Here is a 2,957-nt window from a genome sequence, read left to right as displayed (position 1 = left end):
CGGCGGGGCGACCGGGGCAGCCGGCGGCGGGCCCAGCGGGATCACGACGCCGACCGAAGCCAGCACGTCGCCGAACCAGTTCTGCGACGGAGCGGCAACGCTCTGGTCGTCGAAGTCAGCGCGGTAGGCCACTTCGGCACGCACGGCAACGCGCTTGTCGAAGGTGGTCTGCAGACCGACGCCGGCCTTGGCGGCAAAGTTGCCGTCCTTGCGCTGGCCCGGGGAGACCGGACCGCCGGTGTCGAACTCTTCTTCCGAGCGCTGGTAGCCCAGGCCGAACAGCAGGTACGGGTTCCAGCCGCGGCCTTCCTGGATGAAGTGGCGACGCAGGTCGAACGAGATGCCGTACTGGCTCCAGTTCAGGTCCTGGTTCTTGTCGAAATTCGGGTTCTGATAGTTCAGCTCACCGTCCAGCGACCAGTTCGGGTTGATGAACTTGCCCAGGCCCAGGGTGACGAAGGGCGCATCGTTGGTGGTGCGGTCCTTGTCCTGGAAGTTGAAACCAGCCGAACCGGTCAGGTACCAGCGGTCGTCGAATTCCTGCGCGGACGCTGCCTGGGCGACGGCCAGACCGCCCAGCAACGCGGCGGTGAGAATTTTCTTGTTCATTAATACAACTCCTTGTTTCGGGGAGATAGAAACCGGTAGAGGCATGGTTCAGTACAGATGTCTCGTCACATCCAGACGGCCGTTTCCGCACGCCATCGCCGCGCACATTATGCGCGGCATAGTGAAGATGGCGTTAACGAGCACGTAACATGTGAAAGTCAACGCCAGCCCCTCCTAGGCCGTGGATACACCCTATACAGGTTGATGAAATCCCGCAATGCGGCACGGAGATGACCGTTTGCGGTCGTAGACAACAGCCCGCAGGGCGACCCAGTTCTCACCGCGGCCGCGCCCATGGCGGCGGGTCGGCCAACTCGGCCTGCATGAACTCGACGAAGGCCCGCACCCGCGGCGGCACCAGCCGGCGCTGCGGCATCACCGCGTGGATGCCGGTTTCGGTCAGCGGGTAATCGGCCAGCACCTGACGCAACCGCCCCTGCCGCAGGTCCTCGGCCACGTGCCATTCCGAATGCAGGGCGATGCCCTGGCCGTTGACCGCGGCATCGCGCAGCACCTCGCCGAAGTTGGTCTCCAGCGGCCCGGCCACGCGGACGGCGATTTCGCCGTCGGGTCCCTGCAGCCGCCAGGTGTCCTGGCGGCCGTCGCTGCCGGTCAGCAGCAGGCAGGCGTGCGCGGCCAGGTCGGCCGGCGTGGCCGGAGTGCCGTGGCGGCGCAGGTAGTCGGGCGAGGCGCAGAGCATGCGCCGATTGCCGGCCAGGCGCCGCGCGACCAGGCTGGAGTCGCGCAGGGTGCCGATGCGGATCGCCAGGTCGAAGCCTTCGCTGACCAGGTCCACGACGTTGTCGCTCAGGTGCACGCTCAGCCGCACCTGCGGATGCAGCGCCATGAAGCGCGGCAGCAACGGCGACACATACAGGCGGCCGAACGCCGCCGACATCGTGACCCGCAGGGTGCCGGCGGCGACGACGCCGGCCTGGCGCAGGCCGCCGGCCAGCGATTCCAGGTCCTCGACCAGCGGCCGCCCCTGTTCGGCCAGTTGCAGGCCTTCGGGGGTCGGGTGCAGGCGCCGCGTGGTCCGGTGCAGCAGGCGCACGCCGAGCGCGCGCTCCAGCCGCTGCAGCCGCTGGCTGGCCACCGCCACCGACAGGTCCAGACTGCGCGCGGCGGCGCTGATCGAGCCGAGGTCGAGCACGCGCAGGAACAGGGCGATGTCGCCGATCCGGTCCATTGTGTGGATTCCATTGAAAGTCGTTCAATATTTTTACTGTTTTTGCTGAGAACCTACAGGCCTAGGCTGCCGTCCTCCCGTCACTTCCGGAGCCGCCGCATGGCCGCCTCGCTCGCTCCACCTCCCCAGCAACCCGCTGCAGGGCGCACGCCGATCGCGCTGTTCGCGCTGACCGCCGGCGCGTTCGGCATCGGCACCACCGAGTTCGTGATCATGGGCCTGCTGCTGCAGGTCGCCGCCGACCTGCGGGTCAGCGTCCCCGCCGCAGGGCTGCTGATTTCCGGCTATGCGCTGGGCGTGTTCCTCGGCGCGCCGCTGCTGACCGTGGCCAGCCGGCGCTGGCCGCGCAAGCGCGTGCTGCTGGCGCTGATGCTGGTGTTCACCGCCGGCAACCTGGCCTGCGCGCTGGCGCCGAGCTACGCGGCGCTGATGGCGGCGCGGGTGGTGACCTCGCTTGCGCACGGCACTTTCTTCGGCGTTGGCGCGGTGGTCGCCACCACCCTGGTGCCGCCGCAGCGCAAGGCCTCGGCGATCTCGACCATGTTCACCGGCCTCACCGTCGCCACCCTGCTCGGGGTGCCGGCCGGGGCTTGGCTGGGCCTGCACCATGGCTGGCGCGCCACGTTCTGGGCGGTGGCGGGGATCGGCGCGCTGGCCACCGTAGTGATCGCCGCGCTGGTGCCGGCCGACCGCGCCGCACCGGCGGCCGTGCCGCTACGCGAGGAACTGCGCGCGGTCGGCCGCGCGCCGGTGCTGCTGGGCCTGGCGACGACAGTGCTGGGCTATGCCGGCGTGTTCGCCGTGTACACCTATGTGCAGCCGCTGCTGACCCAGGTCACTGGAGTTTCCGAGAGTGCGGTGTCGCCGCTGCTGCTGGTGTTCGGCGTGGGCATGATCGTCGGCAACGTGCTCGGCGGACGTCTGGCCGACCGCCGCCCGCGGCAGGCGCTGCCGCTGAGCCTGGGCGTGCTGGCGGTGGTGCTGGCGGCACTGCCCCTCGCCTTGCCGTCGGCGCCGGCGATGACGCTGGGCATCGGCCTGCTGGGCGTGGCCGCGTTCGCCACGGTGGCGCCGCTGCAGGTGTGGGTGCTGGGCAAGGCCGGCGAGACCGGCCGGCATCTGGCCTCGAGCCTGAACATCGGTGCGTTCAACCTGGGCA

General features: G+C 69.5%; 3 protein-coding genes. 1 reads left to right on the top strand and 2 read right to left on the bottom strand.

The genetic code is table 11. From position 1 onward, the window contains the following. Both D180_RS19685 and D180_RS19680 read right to left on the bottom strand, forming a co-directional pair. Nucleotides 1–609: porin family protein (locus D180_RS19685; protein ID WP_017914120.1), on the bottom strand; the 609-nt coding region annotated here is incomplete at its 3' end. Between the two features lie 277 nt (nt 610–886). After that, entirely contained in the window at nt 887–1,798 is a 912-nt protein-coding gene (locus D180_RS19680; RefSeq protein WP_017914119.1) for a LysR family transcriptional regulator, read from the bottom strand. A 99-nt stretch (nt 1,799–1,897) separates the two neighbouring features. Here D180_RS19680 and D180_RS19675 point away from each other — a divergent pair. After that, nucleotides 1,898–2,957, top strand: a 1,060-nt coding sequence (locus D180_RS19675; RefSeq protein WP_017914118.1) for an MFS transporter, incomplete at its 3' end; no start/stop codon positions are given.

The sequence above is a fragment of the Xanthomonas sp. SHU 166 genome, from assembly GCF_000364685.1.
Lineage (GTDB): Bacteria > Pseudomonadota > Gammaproteobacteria > Xanthomonadales > Xanthomonadaceae > Xanthomonas_A > Xanthomonas_A sontii.
The sequence above is the reverse complement of the archived record's forward strand: the minus strand, read 5'-3'. Positions and strand labels throughout refer to the sequence as shown.

Bases quoted from the DNA above. Each gene is read 5' to 3' on its own strand.
- D180_RS19680 (WP_017914119.1), bottom strand. From the start codon at position 1,798: ATGGACCGGATCGGCGACATCGCCCTGTTCCTGCGCGTGCTCGACCTC.